The sequence below is a fragment of the Paenibacillus melissococcoides genome, from assembly GCA_944800085.1.
Lineage (GTDB): Bacteria > Bacillota > Bacilli > Paenibacillales > Paenibacillaceae > Paenibacillus_B > Paenibacillus_B melissococcoides.
On the sequence record CALYLO010000005.1, the window covers coordinates 356,628 to 381,877 of the forward strand.

A 25,250-nucleotide genomic window follows, 5' to 3' on the forward strand; every position below is an offset into this window, starting at 1 on the left:
TGAACAAGAACTTCTATCCCCGTTATTGACAAAAGCTTAAAATAAAATATACTATATCCATCGGAATTATACAATTTAAAAAAGGAGGCAGCAAGAGTCGCCATGGAGAGTACGCAAGCAGCTAGAAATTCCGGTTCAGCGGCCCGAATCGGGAACGCCTACAATAAAATGCTATTGAATCCTTCCTATAAATATGCCGTTCTTCTGCTTGGCCTGCCTGTGCATCTCATCGTGTTCATCATCTATCTCATCCGGCGAAGGCACGATACATATGCCTCTGCGAGAGAGAAGATAGAGGCCGATCTTCTCGCATCCGGCTACAAGGATCGGCTCCGCGCCGAGATCGGGGAGCAGACGCTGCGGAAGCGGGCATTCTTCGGACAGAAGGCAAGCAAGAGAGCAAGCGCGCGGGAAATCGAGGGATGGACAGAGGCGGAATTCCGCAAGACCTTGACGGAGCGGACGATTGCGCATCTGGGGCAGAGCGGCGCGGCGCGGATCACTTATGCAGACACCTTCGCTTCGTTGCTGAGCCAGCCGCTGTTCTTCGCTCTATCGATAATTCTCGGCTTTCCCATGTACTTACTCCTATTGGTGTACAGCAACTCCTACCTTAAATACATTTTCGAGCGTCTCATCATGAGCCTGTTCGTGATTATCGGAGTTGCCGTGCTCGTGTTCACGCTGCTGCATCTGTCGCCGCTTCATCCGGCCGCCAATATTCTCGGCGAGACCGCGACCGAGGAGCAGATCGCTTCCTTCAATAAGCTGTACGGGCTGGATCAGCCGTACCTCGTGCAGCTGTGGAACACAATGAAGGGAATAGCGACCTTCGATCTCGGCAAGTCGTTCGCGGGCAACGAAGAAGTGACGTCAGCCATCGCCGGTAAATTCCCGATCACGCTTCAGTTGACGGTCATCTCGCTGCTGCTGGCCGTGATCATCGCCTTGCCGATCGGAATCATCTCGGCGGCGAGACCGAACTCATTCTTTGATTACACGTTTATTTTTATCGCTTTGATTGGTTTGTCCATCCCTAACTTTTGGCAGGGACTCATCTTCATCTTGAACTTCTCAATCAAGCTGCAATGGCTCCCGGCGACCTACAATCCGCAAAATTGGCTGTCCATGATTATGCCGGTCGTCGTGCTGGGCACGGGCTTGACGGCCGCCGTGGCCCGGATGACCCGCTCGTCCACGCTGGAAGTCATTCACGAGGATTATATTTTGACGGCCCGGGCCAAAGGGCTGAGCCAACGACAGGTACTGCTCCGGCACGCCGTGACAAACGCCCTCATCCCGGTCATCACCGTCATCGGGCTGCAGTTCGGCGGCATGCTGGGAGGAGCCGCCGTAACGGAGAAAGTGTTCAATATTAGCGGGATCGGCAGCTACATCGTGGACAAACAATTCATTCCCGACATTCCGAGCATTATGGGCGGGGTTGTCTACACCGCGATCACCATTTCGCTGGTCAATATGCTGATTGACCTTTTGTACGCGTTCTGCGACCCGCGCATCCGTTCGAAGATGAAACAATATTGAAAGGCGCGATCAAAAACGGCCCCTTGAAGAACCTTTAAAAGCAGGTGTAACCATGACCAAGTTGAAACAACCGAGACAGGAGAAAAAGCGCAAGCTGAGATTGTCCCGGGAGTATACCCAATCAAGCTTCGCCTGGATCGTCTCTGCCGTCCTGTCAGCCGTTCTGTTCCTGAACAGCTATGACTGGGCCGCCAAGACGGTGAACCGGTATATGCTCGCCGCGGCCGTCATCTACCTGGGCTTCGGCCTAATTCAAATGATCCTCACGGCCATGCTTCGAAGCGACCTGCTCCGGCAAGGATCGATTCGCGGACGGACGCGGGCGCTGGCCTATATCCAGCTCCTGAGCGCCTTGACGGGCAACGTATTCGTCGCAGCCTGCGCGTTCCATCTGATCAGGAAGGAGAAGAGCTCAGAGTATACGATCGCTGTCTATATGCTCCTTACCCAGTTCTATGTTATCGCTATATCGGGATTGAATATGTTCAAGCCGTATGTGTCCGATACCTTCCCGCTGGCGATGCTGGCGCTAATCGGAATCGCGCTCTTCCAATTGCTTGCGCTCATACTTGCGGCCGCCAAGGTGAAGCGGCATTACGCCCCTTCCTGGATGGCAGTTATTGCGGGGGCGCTCATCCTGACCGCGCTGACCGGCAATCTGTTCGCGCTGCTGCTCGGGTGGAATCTGATCGCGAAGATCCGCCGGAACAGCAATCCGGCCGAGGTGAAATGGGAGGAAGTGTGGGAGCGGCTGACCGGGAATGTGATGGCAATGTCCGGCCTGTTCTTCATCGTGTTCCTGTTCTCGATTAGCGTGTGCAGCTTCTTCACCTTCGACTACAGCATGGCGGTCGAGAACAATTACGGCGCGATTCTGCAGGCTCCGAGCCTCGCCTATCCGTTCGGAACGGACAACTTCGGGCGGTGCCTGTTCTCGCGCATCATATTCGGCGCCCGCATCTCGCTCATCGTCGGCTTCCTGTCGACGGCGATACCGGTTGTCATCGGCGGAACGCTCGGCGCCATCTCCGGATATTACGGCCGGCGGACCGACAACATCATCATGCGGTTGCTTGACATTCTGTACGCGATTCCGGGAATCTTGCTGGCCATTGCCATCATCGCCGCATTCGGCGCCAACACGGTCAATCTTATCCTGGCGCTCAGCATCGGGTCGATTCCGACCTACGCGCGAACGATGCGGGCCAACGTTCTGCAGGTGTCGACCTACGAATACGTCGAAGCGGCGCGGGCGTTCGGCTCCAGCCATGCCGCCATCATATTTAAGCATATCGTGCCGAACTCGCTGGCGCCGATGATTGTCAAATCGACGCTCACGATCGGCGGCGCCGTCATCTCCACGAGCAGCTTAAGCTATCTTGGACTCGGCGTAGAGCCGCATATCCCCGAGTGGGGCAATATTTTGAAGTTGGGAAGCGCCTATCTTGAATCCCATTCCTATCTCGCGATTTACCCCGGCCTGGCAATTATCGCCTTGGTCCTGTCCTTCAACTTTTTGGGAGTCGGGTTGCGGGACGCGCTCGATCCGAAGATGGGATGACGATACACATACTTCATACCCAGGAGGAATCATCATGAAGAAAAGGTCATTATGCATTGTCATGCTCGCGATCGCCCTCGCGGTGACCGGATGCACGGTGAACACCAAGTCCAACACGGAAGGCCAGAACAACCCCGCCGCGGATGGGGACAGCAAGCCGGCTGCGGAAGGCGCCGTCGAGATCGAGCTGCTCGAGATGAGCTCGGGGCAGGACGATATCAACATCATCCGGGATCAGCTGACGAAGAACGGCTTCAACGTGAAGCTCAACCTTCAGCCCGACTACGGCAGCTTCAAGGCCCAGGAGGAGGCCGGCAACTTCGACATCTCGCTCTCCGGCTGGACAACGGTGACAGGCAATCCGGACTATGCGGTCCGTTCCCTGTTCAAATCGGGCGGCGACTACAGCATCCTCTCCGATCCGGAGATTGACGAGCTGATCGAGAAGGCCGCTTCCGAGACGCCGGATCAATATGTGGACACCTACAAACAATTCGAGCAGAAGCTGGTCTTCGATAAAGCTTATATTGCGCCGCTTTACATTTCCGTCAAGAGCCAAGCGTTCAATAAAGAGGTGCTGAACGAGAAGTCGGTGCGGCTGTCCAAGTCCCGCTCCTTCGCCTGGGAGGATGTCGACTTCAACGATACGTCCAAGCGGGACACCGAGCCGCTGCTGCTGACGCAGACGAACCCGACCTTGACGTCGCTCGACCCGATCAAAGGGAATGACGGCTCGATCAACATGATCAATACGAATATGTAAGTCCGGCTCATCAATCTGACCGATGACGACAAAATCACGGCGGACGGCTCCCTGTCCCGCGCATACAGCATCGCCGGAGGCAATTCAGAATATTATTTCATCCTGCGCGACGATATCAACTTCGCCATAGTAACCGACAAAAAGGCGGGCGATTCCGGCGAGCGCGTCGGCGCCGACGATGTCGTCTTCACCCTGAACCGCGCCAAGGACAAAAACTCGGTGCCGGATCACCGCACGTACAGCCTTCACGAGCATATCAAAAAGGTCGAAATCGTCACGACCGTGAACGCGCTGGAGCAAGTGAAGGTGTCAGGCGGCAGCGAGACGGTGAAGGAAGCGCTGGAGAAAGGGCTGGATACGAAAATATCGGCTCTCGTCGCGGATAAAAATGAGGCCAACAATAAAGAAGGCAAATATCAGGTCATCAAGCTGACGACGACGGAGCCGTTCCCTCAGGTGCTCAATTATTTGGCGCACCAATCGGCGGGCATCGTGTCGAAGAAGCAGGTCGAGAGCATCAACACGTATGATGTCGCCTCCTTCGATGTCAACAAGGATATTCCTTACGGCGATCAGAACACGGTTACCGAAGGCAGCAAATACAACAATACGCTGTATGCAAGCGGACCGTATATTTTGCTGTACAAAAATGATTATGAAGCCAAATTCCAGAAAAACCCTGCCTACATGAAGGGCACCGGCCATGAGCCGAACATATCCAATGTGACGCTGCGCTTCATCAAGGATACGGACAGCGCCCTCGCGGCATTGCGCAGCGGCGAAGTTCACGTCAACTACGGGGTGCCGGACACGAAGTTCGATGTCGTGAAGAGCGACAGCAAGCTGAGCCTGCAGACGATTCAGAGCAATGCCGTCTCCTATCTGCTGTTCAATACGAAAAACCGCGACGTCGCGAAGAGCGAGGATTTGCGCAAAGCCGTACTGTACTCGATTAACCAGGACGAGATTCTGCAGTTCTACAATAATAATAAGTACAAAGCGGCTTCGACCGTCAGCCCGATCGTGCAGACCGGCAACGAGCTGAAAGCCGATCCGGCCAAGGTAAAGGAATATTTGGACAAATATAGAGCCTCCGCAAAATAAGGATCGCGAAGGTCCCGGGCATTCTCCATGCGAGCGCCCGGGACCTTGCATGTCCCCCGGTCATGTCTGCCGCGAGGCGAACCTGTCGTAGAAGCTCGCTATCATCCAGAACCGCACCGCTTCAGGCACGAGCCCGTAAAAATCGGCATGCGCCCCTGTCCAGCCGCCCGCTATGTTCTGCGTTTATAACCGTCACGCGAACGGTATTGCTGAGGGGCTCGAGCAGGATAGCGGGCGGGAAAGGAAAACATATGCACCAGCTTCGTAAAAGGGATAACCGCAAACAGCAGAAACGCCGCAATCACATGAACTTGAAACAGAAGCGGAACGTCCCGCATCAATTGGTAACGGGGCTGGAACGCCAGCAGGCTGCGAAACCAGGGTCCGATGGTGGTGCGGTATTCATAAGCGGTCACGGTGATATTGTACACGAGCGTCATATACGTTCCCATGGCGGCGATAACGAGAACGAGAATGACTGAAAAATAATCGGCGAACGAAGAGTGAACACTCACCCGGCGGTTCGCCAGCTTCCGGATCAGCAGGATAACCAATCCGGCCACAACCATGAGTCCGGCTATGCCTCCGCCGGCAATGGCAAAGAAATGGTACAGTTCGTCCGTGACACCCAAGGCCTCGTATACACCGCGCGGTATCATAACTCCCATGATATGTCCGATGAAGGCGAACACGATGCCATAGTGAAACAAAGGCGAACCGATTCTTAGCGCTTTTTTCTCAAACAGTTCCGTAGAGGGAGCTGTCCAGCTGACCTGATGGAACGCGAAGCGGTATAGCAGCCCCACAATCATCACGGTCAGCGTAATATAAGGGAAAACCACCCACCAGAAAATATCGGCCATTGAAGAACCTCCATTCATGTGCACATCTTCATATTGGGCAGGAAGCAGTCTTGTCTTGCGGTTCCGTCCATGCCGTACAGAATAGGAAAAGGAAGCTCATCCAAGTCTGCCTCTTCCCGCTTCCGCTCAAGAAGCGAGACGTCTTCGGCGGAAGGAAGACCAAATACATGGTGAACCAGGAGATCGAACAAGTCCGCATAAGGGTGGCCGGCCGGCAGATGATCGAGCACCCGCTTCGTCGCCACGGCGAGACGGCGCTTCAAGGCTTGGAGATGCGCATTATCCGGACCCGACGCCAGCAGCTCATATAGCGCGGGAAGGTAATCCGCCAGTTCGCCTTCGGCGGGCTCATACCCGGCATCGGCCGCGATGTGCCGAAGAAGAACGAGCGCGGCCCCGCGCCCCCGGCTGTCCCCCCATTCGTGCGCGGTCAGATATAGACCCGTATTTTCCTTCCAGTCAAAGGTCTGCACGTACAGTTCCTGCAGTTCTCTCAACGTAAATTCATCGAAGCGAGCCATTGCCGCGAGAAGCCGATCGCGGAATCCTTCCCATTCCGGTTCCACACGAATGGCAACGGCCAGTTCTTCCCGTTCCTTCAGAAAATCATCCTGCGGGTAGCCCAAGAGCCGCGATACCGCCAACAGAATTAAGCGCTGTTGTTCTTCCACAAGTTACACTCCCTTCCGATAAGGACGTATCACGACGCCCTCCTGCGGCGCAATGCCTTCCAAGCTGCAGGCTCCCTGCTTGTAATGGAGATCGTCGTCCATCTCGCGCCGCCCGGTGGGAATGACGAATCTCTCGCTGTATTTGGCTACGGCGAACAGACGCGCCATCTCTTCGATCTCCTCGACGGACAGTCCCGCCTCTTGTATCAGCCGGCTGAGCTTCAGTTCGTCCATGCCTCCCACTGAGCGATTGCGCATATGCACGCGCATTGCCGTCATCTTGAGCAACACCCGGCGGATAACGTCCGTATCGCCCGCCGACAGCAAGGACGCCAAATACTCCATCGGAATGCGCATTTGATCCACCGCCGGGATGTAGTGGTCGGTCTGCAGGTCTTCCTCCTCAATGTGATTCATGATAGGGCTCAGCGGAGGAACATACCAGACCATCGGCAGCGTCCGGTACTCCGGATGCAGCGGCAGAGCCACCTTCCACTTTATGGCCATTTTGTACACCGGAGACTGCTGCGCGGCCTCAATCCAGGCATCGTTGATGCCGGCCCGGTGCGCTTCCTTAATCACTTCGGGGTCGAAGGGATCAAGGAACACGGAGAGCTGAGCCTCGTACAGATCCTGCGGGTTCTCCACCGAGGCGGCTGATTTCACTTTGTCCGCATCATAAAAGACGACGCCGATATACCGCAGTCTGCCGACACATGTCTCAGAACAAATCGTGGCCAGACCGGCCTCCGTCCGCGGATAGCAAAAATTGCACTTCTCGGCTTTGTGAGAGTTCCAGTTATAATGCACTTTATGGTACGGACACCCGTTCATGCAGAACCGCCAACCGCGGCAAGCCTCTTGGTCCACCAGCACGATGCCGTCTTCTTCGCGCTTGTATAATGCCCCGGACGGACAAGACGCCACGCAGGACGGATTGAGACAATGCTCGCAAATGCGCGGAAGGTACATCATGAACGTTTTCTCGTACTCCATGGCGATATGCTCCTGAAGCTTCCGCACGTTAGGATCCATGGGAACGATCTCGCTTCCGCCCGCCAAATCGTCGTTCCAGTTGGGCCCCCACTCCGGCTTGTCCATGAACTCGCCGGTAATCATTGATTTCGGCCGGGCGACCGGAACATGATTTCGCCGGGGACTGTGAATCAAGTTATCGAAATCGTACGTCCACGGTTCATAGTAATCGTCCAGCGTAGCCATATCCGGGTTATAGAAAATGCTTGCCAGCTTGGCGATCGGTCCGCCCGCCCGGAGGGTCAGCTTGCCGTTTTTCAGCACCCATCCGCCTTTATAGCGGTTGGTGTTTTCCCACTCCGTGGGGTAACCGGGCCCCGGCCGCGTTTCCACATTGTTATACCAGACATACTCCATACCGGGCCGATTGGTCCACGTATTTTTGCAGGTGACCGAGCAGGTATGGCAGCCGATGCATTTATCCAAATGCATCACCATGGCAACTTGCGCTTTAATCCTCAAGCCAGTCAACCTCCTTGAGCGGTCTGATAATGGTGATCGTGTCTCGCTGGTTGCCTGTCGGACCGTAATAATTGAACCCATAGCTCAGCTGGGAATATCCTCCGATCATATGGGTGGGCTTTACCGTCACGCGGGTGACGCTGTTGTGGGTACCGCCCCGTTGCTTATTGATGGCTGTCCCCGGCACGCCCATGGTACGGTCCTGGGCATGGTACATGTACACGATGCCCTGAGGGATACGGTAGGTCGTGACCGCCCTGGCGACGACGGCGCCGTTCCGGTTATATATTTCAATCCAGTCGTTATCTTTGATCCCGATGGACGCCGCATCCTTTTCGTTGAGCCACACGACCTGCCAGCCCCGGAAAAGCGTCACCATCTGCGTGCTTTCGGTGAACATCGTATGGATCCCCCACTTCTGGTGAGGGGTCAAATAGCGGATAGTAAGGGACTTCCCGTCGTTCGGTACTTCCTTTTCTCCCTCCAGAAAAGGAATGTGAGCGAGCGGCGGCAAATAAAGCGGCAGCCCTTCCCCGAAGTCGAGCATCATCTCGTGATCCAGATAAAAGCTCTGCCGGCCGGTCAAGGTCCGCCACGGAACGCGGTATTCCGTATTCAAGGTAAAGGGAGAATACCGCCTGTTGTCCTTCTCCAATCCGCTCCAGACGGGAGCCGAAATAGCCGTCCGCGGCTGCGCGGTGATGTCCGCAAGGGAAAAGGCGTCCTCCTCCCTCGGCTCCGCGATCCCCGCGAGCTTCTTTCCGGTTTTGGCCTCCAAGGAACGCCACCCTTCGACGGCCCGCTTGCCGTTGGTTGCCCCGGACATCAGCAGTATCGCTTCGATGGCCTGTTTGTCCGTGTACAAATCCGGATGCCCCTTGCCTATCCCTTCCCTGCGGGAAATGCCTAGCCGCTCCGCCAGTTCCTCATACACTCGCTCCCCGGGAATCGTTACCCCTTTGGAGCCGTATCCGCTTTTGACGTTAGGGCCGATCGTCGTCATTTTCCGGAAGACATTCGGATAATCCCGTTTAACAATTTGGAACGCCGGCATCGTTTTGCCGGGTACCGCTTCCGTCTCTCCTTTCCGCCAATCCCGTATTTTACCGTAGGCCTGAGCGATTTCTTGCGGCGTATCATGGGCCAGAGGAGACATGACGACATCCTCGCAGGCAGGCAAATGTTGTTCCGCCAGCTCCGAGAAAACTTTGGCGATTTCCCGGAACGCGTCCCAGTCGCTTTTGGCTTGCCAGGGCGGCGTAATCGCGGGATTGAACGGGTGAACATACGGATGCATGTCCGTGCTGCTCAAATCAAACTTCTCGTACCATGTCGCCGCAGGCAGCACGATATCCGAGAAAAGCCCCGAGCTGGTCATCCGGAAATCGATGCTGACGAACAAGTCCGTCTTTCCTTCCGGGGGCACATCGTTCGTATGGACATCTTGCGGCCGCCAGGAATTCCGAGTGTCCGTCAGCACTTGGTGTTCCGAGCCCATCAAGTGCTTGGCAAAATATTCATGTCCTTTCCCGCTGTCGCCCAGCAGGTTGGAACGCCAATTGAAGAATACCCGCGGGAAGTTGCGGGGATCTTCGGGATGCTCGATGGACCATTGGATCTCCCCGGCGGCCGCTTGCCTGGCGATGTATTGAGCCGCCTCCTGATCCGTGGCCAGGCCCTTCTCCCTCGCTTCCCGCACCAAGTCAATCGAGTTCTGGGAGAACTGGGGAAAGGACGGAAGCCAGCCGAGCCGGACAGCCAGCGCGTTGACATCGGCCGGATGCATCTTGCTATAGCGTCCGCCCCATGGCGTTGCCTGCTCCTTGTTCACCTGCGCTTCGTAACGGAACTGCTCCGTCGCAAAATAAAAGAAGGAAGTGCCGTTCTGCAAGCGGGACGGCTTCGTCCAGTCGTTCGCAAAGGCGACTTGCTGCCAGCCTTCCAACGGGCGCACCTTCTCCTGGCCGACATAGTGAGCCCAGCCCCCGCCGTTAACGCCCTGGGAACCGGTCAGCAGCACCAAGTTCAGAATGCAGCGGTAAATCTGATCGCTGTGGTACCAGTGGTTCGTCCCCCCGCCCATGGCGATCATGGATTTGCCGCCGGTTTTCGCCGCGTTGTCCGCAAATTCCCGCGCCACTTGGATGACGCGGGATTTTTTCACGCCCGTAATTTCTTCCTGCCAAGCCGGCGTATACGGCTTCGGATCGTCATAATCCGCCGGATAATCGCCGGGGAGGTTCCGGTTGACGCCCGCATGCGCCATCATGAGATCGAACACGGTCGCGACCTTGAGGATTTCTCCATCCGGCCCGTTCAGGTGCTTCACCGGAACGCCGCGGCGCACGGTCTGCCCTTCTTTTTCCGCAAAATAAGGAAAGTCGACCAACAGCGTTTCATCTGCGTCATGAAGAAAGGTCAACTGCGGGTCTACAGCCTTGCCATCTTCACGCTCCAAATCCAAATTCCATCTGCTCCCCTGATCCCAGCGAAACCCTTGGCTTCCGTTCGGAATAAAGGGCGTTCCGGCTGCAGCGTCCCATATCACGGTTTTCCACTCCGCCAATTCTTCGGCGCGGCCCAAATCGGAGGCGCGCAGAAAACGGTCGGATCGGACGAGACGCTCATCCTCTTTGAGAAGGACGAGGAATGGAAGATCGGTAAATGTCTTGACATACTGCTGGAAATACGGGATTTCCCGCTCGGCGTAGAACTCCTTCAAAATGACGTGAGTCATGGCCATAGCAAGCGCTCCATCCGTGCCGGCGCGGGCCGGCAGCCAAATATTCGCAAATTTCTCATATTCCGCGTAGTCGGGGCTGACGCCCACCACTTTTGTTCCGTTATAGCGGGCCTCGACCATAAAGTGCGCATCCGGCGTCCGCGTCTGCGGCAGATTGGTTCCCCATATGATGAAATATTTCGTGTTATACCAATCTCCGCTTTCCGGGACATCCGTCTGCTCCCCCCAGATCTGCGGGGATGCCGGCGGCAGGTCGGCGTACCAATCGTAAAAACTGAGAATCGTGCCTCCGATCAGGGACAAGAACCGGGTGCCGGCCGCATAGCTAACCATGGACATGGCAGGGATCGGACTAAAACCAACGATCCGGTCGGGACCATAGGTTTTGATCGTATGAATGACCGCTGCCGCGATCATTCGAGTCGCATCGTCCCAGTCCGCCCGGACGAATCCTCCTTTGCCTCTGCCGTCTACGTAGCGCCGGCGCTTGTCCGGATCGCCGACAATGTTGGCCCACGCCGCCACGGGATTATGGCCAAGGGCGAGCTCCGCCTTCCACATTTCCAGAAGATCGCTACGGATATAGGGGTACTTCACCCTGGTCGGGCTGTATGTATACCAGGAGAAGCTGGCTCCGCGAGGACATCCCCGAGGTTCGTACTCTGGAAAATCCGGGCCGGTGGTCGGGTAATCCGTCTGCTGGGTTTCCCAAGTGATGATGCCGTCTTTCACAAAGATTTTCCAGCTGCAGGAACCCGTGCAATTCACGCCGTGGGTGGATCGGACCACCTTATCGTGCTGCCATCGGCCGCGGTATAGGTCCTCCCATTCCCGGGGTCGGGGACTTTCCTCGGTCCAATCCTGATTGATTCGCCCTCCCCGCTTTAAGTGCTTTAGAGATTGAAACAATTTGTTTTTGTTGCCGCCCATTGTTCTCACCCTTCCTTACAAATCATTCCCTATGGGGTTAAAGCGCTCCCCCACTAACCGACTGCTCCCTTCGCCTTCCTCCAGTTCTTCCTCGAACAACTTCCATTCCGGCACGTTGCAGGCGGCCAGGATCAGTCTCTGGAGCCGGTTGAAATCCCTGATTTGTCCAATCTTGTCCGCCGTTTCGTCCGGGACCGTTCCGAAACGGATCGACAAGAGCGCGAGCAGATCTGCCCTATCCTGCTGGAGGAAGGCCTCTTCCTGGTAGAGCTCCATAACGTCTCTCCTTTCGCCTACTCAAGTCTTGATCAATGAAGCCGCCTTGCAGCACCAAGAAGGTCACAGCAGATCGAAGCGACAACTAGGGCTTCATCCGAATGAAATAGTCATCCATAAGAGACTTCCGGATGGCATCGCCCGAACCGCGGAAAAATTCGGTGATCCCCGGATTCTCCTCCTGGATCTCTTCCCAAGTAAAAAAACGTTCGGCCTTTCGCGCTAAATTCTCGCCGAAGCGAAGCGTAACGGTGGCGCCTTCCGGCGCATGAATGATCCCCGCTCTTACGTCGTAAGGATGAATATGCTTCTCCCGCAGCACCGAGATCAGCAAACGGTAAAGTTCCTTATGGCCTGCAATCAATAGCATTTCCGGATAAAAGTCAGGGTTAGCTTGTTTTTTCATATGAATTCCCCGACTCTTCGATTTCCGCTTCAATCATTCGCTCTTCGTCCCGATTATGCAGCATATCGATGTGAATCAGCGCAGAGAAGCGCAGCCACGCCTCGCGGATGGCCCCCTCCTCAGCCAACAACGCCTTGATTTCCTCAACAAGATACCTCATCAGATTGTGATCCCTCGTCAGCATGAGGACCGCATCACGTAAATGGGGCTTCCTTTCTACCGCCTCTTTGTAGAGTCCCTCCTCCTCGCTTTGCGCATGCTGCAGGGTTCGGGATTCCCAATGCTCGACAATGAGATAGGCCAGTTCAAGCGCCTCGTCCGTCTTGCCTGCTTTTATACAGCTCTCGAGAAGTTCGGTCAGTTCCTTCGCTTCTTCCAAGGCCGCCTCATGAATCGCGGAATGGCTGTCTACATGTTTTAGGGCAGGGCCTGTCAACCCTTTTTTCATGGCTGTTCGCCTCCTTTAAAGTGTGAATCCCGGTGCAAGGAATCCGTATACTTAATCCTGCCGAGGCGGGGGTTCCGCTTCGACGGGCGTCCAGTTTTCCATTTTGGCTTGAAACGACATCCAAAAGACAAGGATCAGGCTGGCCAATGCCGACTCGGAAAGCGCCATAAAGCCGATGGAATAATGGCCTGTCCAACCGTACAAAAGGGTCAGAATCAAGGGAGGGAAGAATCCCCCGAGTCCGCCGGCGGCGGATACGATGCCGTTAACAATCCCTGCCTGCCCGGCAAAATGGAGAGGAACCAGCTTAAATACGGCTCCGTTACCGACGCCGGCACAGGCGGCGACCGTCAAGCAGCCTAAAGTAAACAACGGCATATTCAGGCTAAAGGAAAGCAGGATCCCGGACAGGGTCAACCCTGTAAAGACGAGCTTGAGCACGAGAAACGGGTTGAATTTGTCGGACAAATATCCGCCAACCGGCCTTATCAGCGTGGCCAGTACGATAAACCCCGCCGTGCGGAGGCCTGCGTCGACTTTGGCCAAGTGAAAATGGGAAACAAAGAAACTAGGCAAATAGATCGTGAATGCGACAAAAGATCCGAATGTGATGAAATAGAACAGGCTTAGAAACCACAGCTTTTCGTTCTTATAGACATGTCTAAACTGTTCTCTCCAAGAATTGCGGACCTTCGGTTCATGGCGGTCTCCCAACAACAAATTCAATACGGCAAAACCGAGTATCAGCAAGAGATACGACTGGACCGCTCCTCTCCACCCAAACGCATTCGCCAGCAAGGGTGCGCCAAAGGTCGTAATCGCCGTTCCCATATTCCCGATGCCGTAAATGCCGTTGATCGTACCGTGCTTTTCTGCGGGATAATACTTCGGCAAAGAGGTTACCCCGATGGAGAAGGTTGCCCCCGCAATTCCGAGAAAAAAGCCGCTGAGGATCAAATCCAGAAATGTCCGGGCTATCGAGAGATAAGCAACGGGAATGAGCAGAGCCGCAAAACTCAGCGCAAACAAAAAGCGGGCTCCGAACCGGTTGGCCAGAAAACCCGCCGGGATACGCAGCACGGAACCTAAGATGACGGGTACGGCCGATACCCATGCCGATTGTCCTGCCGTAAGAGGAATATCTGCTGCGATGTACGACAATAAAGACGAAATCAATACCCACACCATGAACGAGACGATTAGGCTCGTGGTTTGCAGAGGAAGCTGGATTTTGGAGATCAATGTGTTCATTTTTGTTGTTTCACTCCTGCTTATTTAGAGAAAAAGGCGATTCCTATATTACTTAATGTATCCTTTCCATTGGATAAATAAACTTCTAATGGAACTTTCTCAGATTAAAAAAGGAGCGTCCCTCGTCATTTTCAATGACTTTTGAGACACCCCATACTCTTCCGGGAACCATAGGGCCGTTCCCTGATATGTGAACCGACTTCGAAACGTCTTCGGCGACGCGGATTCGGCATGATCAGATAAACAAATTCACTCTTCCATCCGCCGCATCGCCCAGATAGGCGGCCACTCCGCCATATTCGACGCCATCCATCAGCTCCTCCTGCCGCAGGCCGAGCAGATCCATGGTCATCGTGCAGGCCACCAGCTTCACCCCTTGCTCCTGCGCCAGCTCGATAAGCTGAGGCAGCGTCAGCGCGTGGTGCTTGTTCATGACATGCCGGATCATCTTCGGACCCATGCCCAAAAAGTTCATTTTGGACAATCCCAGCTTGTTCGCGCCCCTCGGCATGAGAAAGCCAAAAGCTTTTTCGAGCCATCCCTTCTTTACCTGAACGGCCTCATCCCGCCGCAGGGCATTCAGCCCCCAAAACGTAAAGAAGATCGTCACTTCATGCTCATAGGCCGCCGCGCCGTTCGCGATGATGAACGCGGCCATCGCCTTGTCCATTTCTCCGCTGAACAACACAATCGTGGTCTTCGGTGGCGATTGATTCACCCGCTCCCCCCTTTCCATTTCTTCGCAGGCAAAGGCTGCGACATATGCCAAGCCGGAGCGATTGGCAGGCACCGCTGCGCCCGTCTTCGGACCGGCTACTTTTTCCGCACATAAAATTTGTAGACGCCCTGTTCCTCTTCCTGACCAACCATCTCATGGTTCGTCTTTTTGACCCATGCCTGGAAATCGTTCAGCGACCCTTTATCGGTCGAGATGACCGCCATCACCTGTCCGCTTTCCAGCGCCTCGAGCGCTTTCTTCGCTTGCACGATCGGCATCGGACATGCCATTCCGCTCGTATCCACCACAGTCGTGACCTTCATCATGTTCCACCTCTCCAATCGATGTTCTTTGCTTACTCCACTTCTCCCGCCCAGTCATTCATGCCGCCGGACAGATTGTGCAGCCGGGTATAGCCAACCGCAGCTAAATATTGGCACGCTCTCGCGCTTCTGCCGCCGGCTTGGCACACGACAATCCATGCCTGCGCCGGATCGAGCTCGCCGCTCCGCTCCGGCAATTCACTCTGAGGGACATTCACCGCACCCGGGATATGTCCGTCCGCATATTCCTCCGGCTCGCGGACATCCACGCACCGGGCCTTCGCCGCGTTCAGCATCTGCTCCGCCTCGCCGGGAAGCATTTCCTTCCAAGACATTTCAGTACACCTCCATCTTTCTATACATATACCTGTATAGGTATATGAACAGTATAATAAGATCACTTCCGCTCGTCAAGCGACAAGGCTCCTCTTGTGTTGTTCTTCTGTGATAATGTCACCCTATAACTGTTCTGATAATGATATGCTCCCATCATCGTAGACAGTAGAAAAAACAAAAACCATTAGTGTTTTGACGAGATGGATTTCCAAGTATACTAATGGGATAGAAATGAAACCTACTCGTAAAGGAAAAGGACAATCCCAAATGAACAAAGGACGTAAAACCACTTTTGAAGAACGTATTGAAATCGCGTAATATACGATCGCGAATGACTTAGATTATCAGAAAGCCATCGAGAAATATGATGTTTCTTATCAACAGATGTACGCATGGGTTCGTAAATATAAATCTGGCGGTGAGGAAGCCCTCAAGGACCATCGCGGTCGTAATAAGCCTGTAGAAAAGTTAGATGATCATGAACGATTTAAGCTTCGGATCAAAGAACTGGAAGCACGAAATGAGTATTTAGAAATGGAGAACGCCCTCGCAAAAAAGTTGGCAGAGATCAGGCCTGAGATGGAAACCATCCACCAGAGAACTTGAAATTCTTTCGCTGCCAAGGAAGTGAAACTTCGCTATGACAAGCGGAAGGGGGTACTTGGCTATCGTCAGATCCGTACACAATTGAATCGAAAACTTAAAAAGAATTACAACAAAAAGCGTTATTATCGAATCATGCGTGCTCTTGGATTGAAGGCTGTGATTCGTAAGAAACGGCCAAACGACGTGAAAGCTTCCGAAATACATGTGGCTGAAAATGTGATGAGCCGTGAGTTTCAAGCGGATTCTCCTAATTCGAAGTGGTGTACGGACGTCACAGAATTGAAGTACGGGAACGGTCGTAAAGCCTATCTGAGCGCTATTGTTGATGTATACGATAACTCCATAGTTTCATGGGTGTTAAGCCACTCCAACAATAATAAACTCGTCATGGATACAGTGAAGAAGGCTTACAGGAGTGAACCCGGGAGTGACTCCACTTCTCCATAGTGACAGAGGTTTTCAATATACTTCGTATCATACAATCGACTTCAGATGAAATACGGATTTATTAAAAGTATGTCTCGTGTGGGCCGATGCCTGGATAACCAACCAATTGAACGATTTTGGGGTACATTTGGCAGAAAGCTTTTATCCGACGAAACACGATACCTATGAAGATGTCCTCAAAGACGTAAGAAATTATATTCGTTACTACAACAATTACCGCTATACAGAGCGTTTAAATGGCTTGTCACCCAACGAATATCGACGAGTTGTATAACGATAAGAAAAGAAAATAAACCCCTCAGCTCTGTTAATTGAACTGAGGGAAAGTAAACTATTTTTTTGTTTTTTACACTGTCTACTTGACAGGGGGCACTTCATGAAAACGTAGGTCTTTGTCCAACCGGCAGAACAGCTCCTTTTTCTTTGTAGCTCTGAAATGGTGGTTCTCCTACTTCCCCTTTTAACCTACGAATGAAGCAATTACGGAGCTGTTTTCACGTTCATTATAACTCTCCTTGTAAGAACAATTTCAATAGAATCTCCTAATATATGGTTGATATTTACCTAAGCGAATGATAAGATAATCACAGTTTACAATGGTAAATTATCCTATTTATTTGCCGTTGTCTACAATATAATCATTTAAAAGGAGGTTACTTCTATGATTCTACAGAACAAAAAATTTAAGTTTTTTAGTTGTTTCATGATGGTATTTTGCATGATGTTTGTTTTGGCAGTACCTGCATTTGCAGCTGAAGGAGCTTTGGAAGGGAGATATGAGTTCACATCCCAAAAAGAAATTTACTATGAAAAATATGCCTCCAACACTCCGCACGTGAATGTTTGGACTACTCCAATTACCAAATCTGAAGCAAACCTGCTCATCTCTCTCGAGAAAAAGAAGGGGTCCTTATGGATAACGGTTGCCTCTAGCTGGAACTCAGGGACATATTGGGATGAGTGTTTGTTGAAGCCTACACATAATAAAGGACCTGGCTGGTACAGAGTTGTCATTAAGTCTGCTGCCGGTAAAGGAACTAGAAACATTGGTAACTATACCGTAAAAGATTGGAACAACGGGATTTACTAGATATACTTAGGTGAACTGTGACCTGAGAGATGGACACTTTAAAAAAGCGCCCTCTCTCGGTTTTTTTGCGTTTATAATTGAATTTATTTATAGAGAACGGAGTATGAGCATGGGGTATAACGAGTCACAGATCAAAAAACTTGAAGAAATCCAAATGTAAAGCGTGTATCAGAGACGAGTATATCTTTCACTCCAGTCTTTAAGCTTGCTGCTGTTAAAGCCTACAAAGCTGGAAAAACTCCAAGGGAGATTTTTCTTGAGGCGGGCTTTGACCTAGAGATGTTTAGTCCACATAAACCAAAGGAGAGCTTGAAGCGTTGGAGAGCTATTTATGCCGCTCATGGCGAAGCAGGTCTTCTTGAGGAACGGCGAGGCAAAGGCAGCTGTGGAAGACCCTCCAGTAAGGAGCTTTCAGTCGAGGAGAAATTAAGACGTGCTGGGGCCAAGATCAAGCTTCTGGAGGTGGAGAATGAGTTTCTAAAAAAGCTGAAGGCACTAAGCTATTAACCCCATTCATTAATGCTTCATAAATCTACTCGGGCTTCTGTAATTAGTCCCAATGTTTCATCTACTTCTTTTACCTGCTTCGCGATTTGTTTTCTTCCCCATTTGATTTTGATGCAAAAAAGGCTCATTCCTCCTCATGATTCAAACTGGAATAAGCCCTTGAAAGTTTATCAAGCGTGTTTGTCAAATTTTTAGTCTTTGGTTTGTTGGTAGTCTTGTATATGATAAGTAGCCACCTAAGATTCATGTACTTCTAGCCAAATGTTATTATCATTCTCATCTAATACTGCTTCAATGTTATCATTGTCGAAAACAACGATATAACCTCGTGGGATCGCTAACGCCTTAAGCAATGAAGGTCGTAGGTTTAACAATTGATAGATATAATATGCCACTAGTTCGGGATTCTCATCTTCTCCTTCTACAGGTCCAAGGTACCATCCTGAATCCCCTTCATTGTAATTCTTAGAGCGCTCTAAGTATACTCTTTCAAAGTCGATTGCTCCCTTAGGCATAATTATTTTATCTTGGAACAATGATGCTTCACCATCTAGATTTAATTTTTGGAGTACATGGTTCTGAGATAGCTGTACCGACAAAGATACTGATAGATCCTTACTCGTTTCAGTAAAGGGATTCGTATCATAATTAGGAGCTAATATCTCTAGAAGTTTATTTTGTTCAATTAATGTAAAAATCGTCCAACCAACTTGTATTTTCATTCCATTATATATCTGATTACTGCCGTTTGTTTCCTTTATTAATTCTAAAAGCCATTCTGCTTGCGCTGATAAAAATTCCTCACAGTTAGCGACAATCTTCCTATTACCTATAACTTTTTTATATTGTCTCATTTTTTGTTAAGCCTCTTCTCTAGAGCTTCTACAATTGCCTCTTTTGCTTTTTTCTCAGCGTTAAGCATCTTCTCTCTGATCTCATCCGGTACAGGTCCAAGTTTAGAATGACCTTGCCACTCTGACCATGTTTTTGCTCCCTTGCGAGTCGCTTCCAAATCTCTTGAATTCTCCTCCAGGATTCCCGACGTTACTAAATCCTGGTGAATTTGTGAACAATTTTGTTTCTTTATCAATCGGCACACTATTCTTTACATATCCTTCAAAAGTCCTTTCTGCAGATTGTGGTTTACCCTCTAGACTCAAGACCTTTCCCAGCCCCTACAGACGCCTGGCTAGAGCCTCCGCCTCCCCCTGTAGGGGCCTTCATTATCGGTCTTGCGCCTGCTCCACAATTATGCGTCCATATTTCCAGCTCTGTTACGAAATAATTATGTACTCCTTCGACACGAAAGTTATACACGGTGGTGATGCCATTCTTAATCTCGATACGGTCGATCGGATAGAGCTTGCCTTCGGGATTTTGAAGGAGGTCACCTGCCTTAAGGTGTCTTGCCTCTGTCCAGCCTCGGCCAGGAACCCAGAACGGATGCTCTTCCATCGTCGTTATCGTTATTCCTTTGACCGTAATTTGATACGTTTCGTTTGCTTGTCTCTGGAACAATTCAACAACCGTATTATATCCTGTTTTTGTCTGTTCGTTCATCCTTTTGAGGTTTTGTAATAATTACCTATTCAGTGGGATTTCAAATTACATGGGAAAAATGGCTGCCATGCAGGTTGGAACCAACAGACCAAAACGGCGTCAATCAATAGCGTGCCTGTGCCGGGAGAGTTGATCGGCGGCAGCGCATCTATGCCCTTGTCCGGGTGGTTGCAGAGGCGGCTGGAGTTAAAGTCAAGTGGGTTGGAGAGGAACGCATGGTTGTCATTTATATGAAAAGTAATGCCCCGCCTTTAAAAGAATGGCGGAGCATTATAAGAAGGCCTTAACTGCCGCAATTATTGCTGCACTTGCGCCTATTATAGCAATAACTGTTGTTGTGTTGAATCTACCTTGTTCGGTTTTTTTATCGAACTCCTCCTTGGTAACCAAAGTATCCAATTTAGAGTTGATTGCTTGGAGGGTATTATTTTGTCTGCGTTTCAGGATCGCTTGGTGATCGAACTGCGCCTTCTTGGCATTCAGACGATGGAAGAGGCTAACGCGGCTCTGCCCGGCTTGTTGCAGAAGCACAATCACAAATTTGCTATAGAGCCTAAAATGACCGATTCGGCTTACCTGAAGCTTGATCCGTCTATCGATTTAAATCATGTGTTCACGCTTCGCAATTATCGGCAACTCGGGACCGGAAACACCCTCTCGTACAACGGAAAGTGCTATACCCTTGCCCAGCCTGCTTCCCTTCGTCTAGATGCAAAAACGACGGTTGAAGTGCGGGAGACGTTAACAGGGGACGTATTATTGTGGCACCAAGGCCAGCCCTGGGCACGGAAAGAAACTCAGAAGCCACAGCGCAAGAAGTCCTGATCAAAAAAGGCGAGTTCTGCGTCCCCACGCAAACCCGCCCAGAATCATCCGTGGAAAACCACGTATGATACCACTAAAAATAAGCGTACCACAAAAAACAGTTCGTTCCAAGATGCAATGTATTCACAACATAATAGCTATGCAGAGGTCACCTGGTAAGGCTGACCACTGATCACACAAGTGACATTTTCATAACACAGTTAAAGTGACATTTTCACAGACGATTGACAGTGACAGGGATTTTTCCGAGATTAACGATGCTCGCTCTCCTGTCCGCTCAGAATGCGAAGCGCATGCGGCAGTTGATCGATAATCGCCATCAAATTCTCGTATGCGCCCCGCGGACTGCCCGGCAGATTCACGATAAGCGTACCGTTGCGGATACCGCAAACCCCGCGTGACAGCATCGCCCGGCGCGTCTTGAGCATCGAAGCGGCGCGCATCGCCTCGGCCAATCCGGGGACCGCTCTCCCGATGACTTTCATCGTAGCCTCCGGCGTGACATCGCGCGGAGCCAGCCCGGTCCCTCCCGTCGTAATGATGAGGTCCGCGTGATGATCATCGGCCAGCTCGATAAGCGACGCGGCGATGTCATTCAATTCATCGGGAACGATCCGGTAATCGATAATGTCTCCTTGCAGCTCTTCTTCCACCAGTTCACGAATAACCTGCGCGCTCGTATCTTTTCGTTCGCCGCGCGACCCTTTATCGCTTGCGGTCAGTATCGCGACTCGCCAACGCATGCCAATCCCACCTCTTCACAACATATCCGGGCGCCAGCCTGTCCCGCTGCGCAACCCGACGCCATATTTTATTGTCCCTTAACCTTACTCCCGTGTTCGTTTCCCTCTCCCTGTCAGCAGGAGCATCATGAAGGAGACGAGGATCATCGAGACGGTCCAAGCCCACGCCATCGTCATATGGCCCGAATCGACGGCGACATAGATGGCGGTCGGCACCGTCTGCGTCTTGCCGGGGATATTGCCGGCAATCATTAAGGTTGCTCCGAACTCGCCGAGCCCGCGGGCGAATCCCAGAATATAGGCGGTCAAGACCGACGGAGCCGACAGCGGCAGCAAAATATAGCGGAACATCTGCCATTCGCTTGCCCCGAGCGAGCGTCCCGCCTCCACCAATTGCTTGTCTACCGAAGCAAAGCCCGTCTTCATCGTCTGATAGATAAGAGGGAAGGAGACGACAAAGGAAGCGATGACTGCCGCCCCCCATGAAAAAATGATCGGCGCAGACAGCAGCCACTCCGCCAGCGAACCAATCCAGCTCTTCCTCCCCAGCAGCATCAATAAAATAAAGCCCACTACCGTAGGCGGAAGCACAAGCGGAAGCATAATCACCGTCTCGACCAATACTTTGCCTTTGAATTGAACGCGGGACATCCGCCATGTCAGCAGGACTCCGCACACGGTAGCCAACACGCTGGAGCACACCGCCACACGCAGGGACAGCCAGACAGGAGGCCAGAATTGTCCCCAATCGATTCCGAGGCTGCTCATGAAGAAGGCGGGATAGAGAATCCGTATTTCTCGAAGATGTTCAAGGCCTCTTCTGTCTGCAAATAGCGGTAGAACCGCTCCGCTTCCTCTCTATGCTTCGTTGCCGCCACCATTCCGAGCGGATACTCAATCGGCGTATGCGTCGACGGGTCAATGATATAGGCAATTTTGACATCGGTAGTGGTCATGGCATCCGTCTTATATACCATTCCCGCATCGGCGTTCCCCGTTGCCACATATTGCAGCACCTGCCGCACATCCTTCGCCTGAACCAGCTTCGGCTGCAGCCGATCCCACAATCCGGCATTCGTCAATGCTTCCTTGGCATAGCTGCCGGCGGGCACGCTCTCCGGAATGCCGATCGCCACCGTACGGAGCCCGTCTTGAAGCAAGCCGGCTCCTGACTGGACGACAGTCTTGCTGTCTGAAGGCACGATTACGGCCAGCTCATTCGTCAGCAAGCTTATCTGGTCGTTCGCGTTAACAATCTGCTTGCGAACAAGCTGCTCCATTGGACTCACCGCGGCGGAAAAAAACAAATCCGCAGGAGCCCCTTGCTCCAGCTGCTTTTGCAGCGCCCCCGATCCGCCGAAGTTGAAATGAAGCCGGACTCCGGCATGGGTCGATTCATATAAGGTCTGGATTTCCGACAAGGCGTCTGTTAAGCTTACCGCCGCGGACACGGTCAGCTCCGCCTGTTCCTTCTTCGCATCGCCCGCCGCCATGCCGGTCGATGCCTTATCGGACTCGCTGGCGGCGCCGGGAGCGCATGCGGCGCTCACGAGCATAAGAAGAGCCAGCAACATCGCTGCAGCGGCAAATCGGAATGATTTCATCATCGCAATGCCTCCTTGAAAGTACACAGTCTCATCGCCGCACCGTACGCCGCGCGCTATCCGCCAATCTGCGACATGCGGCGTGACGTCGGCGTATGAGTCGTCTGCTCATCGGCCAATTGCTTAAACATCTCGTGGCTTTCGGGCTTCGTGCCCAGGGCGCGCAAGAAGAGCTGGCGCACCGCCTCGTCATCTCCGATCACATGGCGAACTTGATAATCCTCTGTCCAGGCCAGGCATGGCTTAATATAGCCGTCGGCCGTCAAGCGCAGCCGATTGCAAGAGCGGCAGAAATGCCGGCTTACCGGATGGATGAGCCCGAAGCCGCCCGCCGCTCCTTCCAGCCGATAATCATCTGCGGGACCGCTGCCTTCCCGGGACGATGCCGGAAGGTAGGCCCACTGTATCTCTGCGCATACGTCGAACACGCGCTGCAGCGGGAGATAGAGATTTTTCCATTGCGAATCATTGTGTCCAATGGGCATATATTCGATAAATCTCACAATTAGCGGATGTTCCATCGTGAGCCGAAGGAAGTCCGCAATTTCATCCTCATTTATCCCTTTCATCAGCACCACATTCAATTTCACCGGGGACAATCCGGCGGCAAGGCAGGCGGCAATGCTCTTCAGCACCTTGTTCACGTCACCGCCGCGCGTAATCATCTTGAACCGATCCGGCTTCAAGGAATCCAGACTGATATTCACGCGGGTGAGACCTGCCCGCTTCAGCTGCTCCGCCTTCGGCGCGAGGAAGATGCCGTTCGTCGTCAGCGAGATATCTTGAATTCCGGGAATATGCGACAGCATGGAGACAAGCACATCCAGCTCCTTGCGCACCAGAGGTTCGCCGCCCGTCAAGCGCAGCTTGCGCACCCCCATGCCGGCCAGCACCCTGACCACTTCCGCTATCTCTTCGTAGCTCAGGATGTTCGCTGACGGCTCGAACTCGAGCCCTTCTTCCGGCATGCAATAGATGCAGCGCAGATTGCATCGGTCGGTAACCGAGATGCGCAAGTAATCATGTTGACGTCCAAAATTATCCACCAGCATAGACGCGCTCATGCTCTCACCGCCCCTTTCCATTTCATCCCTTCCGGCTCCAACGGATCGTGCAACTCCCGTTCTCCCCCTATCCACGCGGCGGCCTGCCTTCCGGATAGGCTTGCGTATTGCCCTGATCCCCGATCCAAGCCGATCCGTCCTCCCAATGCTCCTTCTTCCAGATCGGAACGATCTGCTTAATTCGTTCGATCATATATTCATTCGCCTCATAGGCCGCCCGGCGATGCGGCGAAGAGACGGCAATCACGACCGCGATATCGCCAATCTCCAGCCGGCCGATGCGATGCGTCACCGCCGTCTCTGTGTCCGGCCAGCGTTCTCGCACCTCCCGCCCGATTCGTTCCAGCTCGGCGACCGCCATGGCAGGATAAGCCTCGTACTCCAGGTAGAGCGTCCGCTTGCCCTGCGTCAATTCCCGCACCGTGCCGAGGAACAGGGTGACCGCTCCTGCCTCCCTGCGTCTCACTTGATGGGAGACTTCTTCCGGCGCGATCGGCTGATCGGTAATGCGGTATCGAGCCCGGTTCATGCGTCATGCCCCTCCCCTGACACTGGTTCGGCCATGTCTGATCGGACGTAATCTCCGCTTTTTCCGCCGCTCTTCTTGACCAGATACGTCGGTCCCAACACCATGTCCTTATCGGCCGCCTTGCACATATCATAGATCGTCAAGCCCGTCACCTGCGCCGCGGTGAGCGCCTCCATCTCCACGCCGGTCACGCCTGTGGTCTTCACGATGACGCGGAACGTCAACACCTCTTCATTTTCTTGTTCAAACGTGATATCGATTCCGTTCAGCGGCAGCGGGTGGCACATCGGGATAAGCTCGGCCGTCCGCTTGGCTGCCATAATTCCGGCAACTTGCGCGACCGCCAACACATCTCCCTTGCCGATGGTGCCTGCGCTAAGTTGGCGCATCGTCTCCGCCTTCATTCGGATGCGGCTCTCGGCAACCGCGATCCGGGTCGTCTCGGCCTTGCCGCTCACATCAACCATATGCGCCCTGCCCTGTCCGTTGAAATGCGTTAATCTGTTCTGGCCCATTCCCTGGCCTCCTCTCCTGCTTGCCTGGGGCTCACCGCTTTTGGCTCAATTCCTTAGCTGCACTCTGCGCCGCAATTACCCTCCGCTTACCGGAGGAAGCAGCGCTACCGTATCCCCCATATCAATCGGATAGCCGCTGTCGACGAGGGACTCATTCACGGCCACCATGACATGATCCAGCGAAAGGGACGGATACCGTTCCCGTAATCGCTGCATCAATTCAGCGACCGTCAGCGGCTCCAGATCCAATGTCAATTCGGAGGCGCCAAGCTGCTCGCGCAAGTGCGCGAACAATAAAATTTTCATGCGTTATCACCCTTTCCCC

Annotated in this window: 26 protein-coding genes and 3 pseudogenes; 8 read left to right on the forward strand and 21 right to left on the reverse strand. The window is 52.9% G+C overall.

What is annotated here, in order from left to right:
* Window positions 1-102 precede the first annotated feature (102 nt).
* The 3 genes and pseudogenes from OCY70_RS19510 (at window position 103) to OCY70_RS19520 (ending at window position 4,973) form a co-directional block, all read left to right on the forward strand.
* Window positions 103-1,545, forward strand: coding sequence for an ABC transporter permease (locus tag OCY70_RS19510; protein ID WP_213426393.1), 1,443 nt, complete (start codon window positions 103-105; stop codon window positions 1,543-1,545).
* A gap of 52 nt (window positions 1,546-1,597) precedes the next feature.
* Window positions 1,598-3,106 carry an ABC transporter permease gene (locus OCY70_RS19515; protein WP_213426392.1) on the forward strand — a complete coding sequence of 503 codons (1,509 nt, stop codon included), beginning with the start codon at window positions 1,598-1,600 and terminating at the stop codon, window positions 3,104-3,106.
* Window positions 3,107-3,140: 34 nt separating this feature from the next.
* Window positions 3,141-4,973 (forward strand): annotated as a pseudogene (locus tag OCY70_RS19520) (ABC transporter substrate-binding protein).
* 170 nt (window positions 4,974-5,143) lie between these two features.
* Here OCY70_RS19520 and narI read toward each other — a convergent pair.
* The 11 genes and pseudogenes from narI to OCY70_RS19575 form a co-directional block, all read right to left on the reverse strand.
* On the reverse strand, window positions 5,144-5,836 hold the full coding sequence (gene narI, locus OCY70_RS19525; protein ID WP_213426391.1) for a respiratory nitrate reductase subunit gamma: 693 nt from the start codon (window positions 5,834-5,836) through the stop codon (window positions 5,144-5,146).
* Window positions 5,837-5,850: 14 nt separating this feature from the next.
* Window positions 5,851-6,507 (reverse strand): nitrate reductase molybdenum cofactor assembly chaperone, encoded by a 657-nt coding sequence (gene narJ, locus OCY70_RS19530; RefSeq protein WP_213426390.1) that lies wholly within the window; start codon window positions 6,505-6,507, stop codon window positions 5,851-5,853.
* A 3-nt stretch (window positions 6,508-6,510) separates the two neighbouring features.
* Window positions 6,511-8,004: a nitrate reductase subunit beta gene (gene narH, locus OCY70_RS19535; protein ID WP_213426389.1), complete on the reverse strand. Its 1,494-nt coding sequence runs from the start codon at window positions 8,002-8,004 to the stop codon at window positions 6,511-6,513.
* Window positions 7,994-11,677, reverse strand: a complete 3,684-nt coding sequence (locus OCY70_RS19540) for a nitrate reductase subunit alpha (RefSeq protein ID WP_213426388.1) — start codon at window positions 11,675-11,677, stop codon at window positions 7,994-7,996. The genes narH and OCY70_RS19540 overlap by 11 nt, the downstream gene beginning before the upstream one ends.
* Window positions 11,678-11,692: 15 nt before the next feature.
* Window positions 11,693-11,953: a hypothetical protein gene (locus OCY70_RS19545; protein ID WP_261945109.1), complete on the reverse strand. Its 261-nt coding sequence runs from the start codon at window positions 11,951-11,953 to the stop codon at window positions 11,693-11,695.
* 85 nt (window positions 11,954-12,038) lie between these two features.
* Window positions 12,039-12,359 (reverse strand): hypothetical protein, encoded by a 321-nt coding sequence (locus tag OCY70_RS19550; protein ID WP_213426386.1) that lies wholly within the window; start codon window positions 12,357-12,359, stop codon window positions 12,039-12,041.
* Complete coding sequence (locus OCY70_RS19555) at window positions 12,343-12,807, reverse strand: hemerythrin domain-containing protein (RefSeq protein ID WP_249724485.1); 465 nt, start codon at window positions 12,805-12,807, stop codon at window positions 12,343-12,345. Before OCY70_RS19555 ends, OCY70_RS19550 begins: the two co-directional genes overlap by 17 nt.
* Window positions 12,808-12,903: 96 nt before the next feature.
* Window positions 12,904-14,049 (reverse strand): annotated as a pseudogene (locus tag OCY70_RS19560) (nitrate/nitrite transporter); the annotation flags it as partial.
* Window positions 14,050-14,293: 244 nt separating this feature from the next.
* On the reverse strand, window positions 14,294-14,776 hold the full coding sequence (locus tag OCY70_RS19565; protein ID WP_261945110.1) for a DsrE/DsrF/DrsH-like family protein: 483 nt from the start codon (window positions 14,774-14,776) through the stop codon (window positions 14,294-14,296).
* A gap of 95 nt (window positions 14,777-14,871) precedes the next feature.
* Entirely contained in the window at window positions 14,872-15,099 is a 228-nt protein-coding gene (locus tag OCY70_RS19570; RefSeq protein ID WP_040730214.1) for a sulfurtransferase TusA family protein, read from the reverse strand.
* Between the two features lie 32 nt (window positions 15,100-15,131).
* Window positions 15,132-15,434: a rhodanese-like domain-containing protein gene (locus tag OCY70_RS19575; RefSeq protein WP_213426384.1), complete on the reverse strand. Its 303-nt coding sequence runs from the start codon at window positions 15,432-15,434 to the stop codon at window positions 15,132-15,134.
* A 355-nt stretch (window positions 15,435-15,789) separates the two neighbouring features.
* Between OCY70_RS19575 and OCY70_RS19580 the strand changes: the two genes are divergently transcribed.
* The 4 genes from OCY70_RS19580 to OCY70_RS19590 all read left to right on the forward strand — a co-directional run bounded on the left by OCY70_RS19580 (window position 15,790) and on the right by OCY70_RS19590 (window position 17,578).
* Window positions 15,790-16,041: a helix-turn-helix domain-containing protein gene (locus OCY70_RS19580; RefSeq protein ID WP_261945141.1), complete on the forward strand. Its 252-nt coding sequence runs from the start codon at window positions 15,790-15,792 to the stop codon at window positions 16,039-16,041.
* 21 nt (window positions 16,042-16,062) lie between these two features.
* Window positions 16,063-16,488: a DDE-type integrase/transposase/recombinase gene (locus OCY70_RS19585; protein ID WP_213426382.1), complete on the forward strand. Its 426-nt coding sequence runs from the start codon at window positions 16,063-16,065 to the stop codon at window positions 16,486-16,488.
* 76 nt (window positions 16,489-16,564) lie between these two features.
* Window positions 16,565-16,762 carry an IS3 family transposase gene (locus OCY70_RS36235; RefSeq protein WP_213426381.1) on the forward strand — a complete coding sequence of 66 codons (198 nt, stop codon included), beginning with the start codon at window positions 16,565-16,567 and terminating at the stop codon, window positions 16,760-16,762.
* Window positions 16,763-17,149: 387 nt separating this feature from the next.
* On the forward strand, window positions 17,150-17,578 hold the full coding sequence (locus OCY70_RS19590) for a hypothetical protein (protein ID WP_213426380.1): 429 nt from the start codon (window positions 17,150-17,152) through the stop codon (window positions 17,576-17,578).
* Between the two features lie 743 nt (window positions 17,579-18,321).
* Here OCY70_RS19590 and OCY70_RS19595 read toward each other — a convergent pair.
* The 3 genes from OCY70_RS19595 to OCY70_RS19605 all read right to left on the reverse strand — a co-directional run bounded on the left by OCY70_RS19595 (window position 18,322) and on the right by OCY70_RS19605 (window position 19,645).
* Window positions 18,322-18,939 carry an immunity protein Imm33 domain-containing protein gene (locus OCY70_RS19595; protein WP_213426379.1) on the reverse strand — a complete coding sequence of 206 codons (618 nt, stop codon included), beginning with the start codon at window positions 18,937-18,939 and terminating at the stop codon, window positions 18,322-18,324.
* Window positions 18,936-19,097 carry a hypothetical protein gene (locus OCY70_RS19600; protein WP_213426378.1) on the reverse strand — a complete coding sequence of 54 codons (162 nt, stop codon included), beginning with the start codon at window positions 19,095-19,097 and terminating at the stop codon, window positions 18,936-18,938. Before OCY70_RS19600 ends, OCY70_RS19595 begins: the two co-directional genes overlap by 4 nt.
* A 131-nt stretch (window positions 19,098-19,228) precedes the next feature.
* On the reverse strand, window positions 19,229-19,645 hold the full coding sequence (locus OCY70_RS19605; RefSeq protein ID WP_249724483.1) for a polymorphic toxin-type HINT domain-containing protein: 417 nt from the start codon (window positions 19,643-19,645) through the stop codon (window positions 19,229-19,231).
* 438 nt (window positions 19,646-20,083) lie between these two features.
* Here OCY70_RS19605 and OCY70_RS19610 point away from each other — a divergent pair.
* Window positions 20,084-20,629 (forward strand): annotated as a pseudogene (locus tag OCY70_RS19610) (ISNCY family transposase); the annotation flags it as partial.
* A 92-nt stretch (window positions 20,630-20,721) separates the two neighbouring features.
* Here the strand turns inward: OCY70_RS19610 and OCY70_RS19615 are convergent.
* The 7 genes from OCY70_RS19615 to moaD all read right to left on the reverse strand — a co-directional run bounded on the left by OCY70_RS19615 (window position 20,722) and on the right by moaD (window position 25,231).
* Window positions 20,722-21,213, reverse strand: a complete 492-nt coding sequence (locus OCY70_RS19615; RefSeq protein WP_213426375.1) for a MogA/MoaB family molybdenum cofactor biosynthesis protein — start codon at window positions 21,211-21,213, stop codon at window positions 20,722-20,724.
* An 84-nt stretch (window positions 21,214-21,297) separates the two neighbouring features.
* Window positions 21,298-21,981, reverse strand: a complete 684-nt coding sequence (gene modB / locus OCY70_RS19620) for a molybdate ABC transporter permease subunit (protein ID WP_213426374.1) — start codon at window positions 21,979-21,981, stop codon at window positions 21,298-21,300.
* Window positions 21,978-22,820 carry a molybdate ABC transporter substrate-binding protein gene (gene modA / locus OCY70_RS19625; RefSeq protein ID WP_213426373.1) on the reverse strand — a complete coding sequence of 281 codons (843 nt, stop codon included), beginning with the start codon at window positions 22,818-22,820 and terminating at the stop codon, window positions 21,978-21,980. The genes modB and modA overlap by 4 nt, the downstream gene beginning before the upstream one ends.
* 53 nt (window positions 22,821-22,873) lie before the next feature.
* Window positions 22,874-23,881, reverse strand: coding sequence for a GTP 3',8-cyclase MoaA (gene moaA / locus OCY70_RS19630; protein WP_261945112.1), 1,008 nt, complete (start codon window positions 23,879-23,881; stop codon window positions 22,874-22,876).
* A gap of 67 nt (window positions 23,882-23,948) precedes the next feature.
* The gene (locus tag OCY70_RS19635; RefSeq protein ID WP_213426371.1) at window positions 23,949-24,410 is read right to left on the reverse strand and encodes a molybdenum cofactor biosynthesis protein MoaE; all 462 of its coding nucleotides are present in this window, start codon (window positions 24,408-24,410) and stop codon (window positions 23,949-23,951) included.
* On the reverse strand, window positions 24,407-24,925 hold the full coding sequence (gene moaC / locus OCY70_RS19640) for a cyclic pyranopterin monophosphate synthase MoaC (RefSeq protein WP_213426370.1): 519 nt from the start codon (window positions 24,923-24,925) through the stop codon (window positions 24,407-24,409). The genes OCY70_RS19635 and moaC overlap by 4 nt, the downstream gene beginning before the upstream one ends.
* A gap of 75 nt (window positions 24,926-25,000) precedes the next feature.
* Window positions 25,001-25,231: a molybdopterin converting factor subunit 1 gene (gene moaD, locus OCY70_RS19645; protein WP_213426369.1), complete on the reverse strand. Its 231-nt coding sequence runs from the start codon at window positions 25,229-25,231 to the stop codon at window positions 25,001-25,003.
* Window positions 25,232-25,250 lie beyond the last annotated feature (19 nt).